General features: G+C 46.1%; 1 pseudogene. It reads right to left on the bottom strand.

Features of this window, described 5'->3' with window-relative positions:
- Positions 1 to 711: pseudogene (locus A3738_RS05750) on the bottom strand (ATP-dependent DNA helicase DinG); the annotation flags it as partial.

The raw sequence follows: 711 nt of genomic DNA, 5'->3' as shown, positions 1-711 counted from the left end.
TAACGACATAGCGATGCAAAATCTAGTTTGATGTTATAGGCCTGTTCTTTCACCTCATTGGGCAATATTCCATCTGTAAACCGATATCGACTTTCTGATGCGCCCTCTTCCTGATCCCAATCTAAACCTTCCGCCAAGTTCATATAAAAGGCATCAATCTTTTGCTGCAGAGCAATGCTCAAGGGAGAAATCTGTTCGATATTAGAGGCAACAAAATGACCGGCTTGAATGGCCGGCAGCATCTCTGCCAAAGATTTACTCAAACTCTTCAACCAAGACTGCGATGCTTTTAAACCACTTGTCACCATAAAGTGCCCAAGCGCTTTATCGGGTAGATGGTGCGCCTCATCAAACACATAAATACTTTGCTCAGGCGCTGGCAATATAACACCGCCGCCTAAGGCTAAATCTGATAGCAATAAATCATGATTAGCGATGAGAACATCCGCTTCGTCCCAACGATTTCGCGCTTCGTAGTAAGGGCAACTACTAAAATAGCTGCAACGTCTGTTAGAGCATTGCTGATTATCTGCGGTCAGCATCGACCAAGCACGCGAGTCGATCTGCTCTTCAAGCGTGTCTCGATCACCGTCCCATGCACCTGAGGCATAACGGCTAAAAAATCCCTGTAACTGCTCTTCTGATAATTCCTCGTCATTGCCCTGATCAAGCAAGAAAAGCGGGATAGTGGCATCGTTTGGATCGGCCGAG

Source organism: Oleiphilus sp. HI0066 (assembly GCF_001635725.1).
The sequence above is the reverse complement of the archived record's forward strand: the minus strand, read 5'-3'. Positions and strand labels throughout refer to the sequence as shown.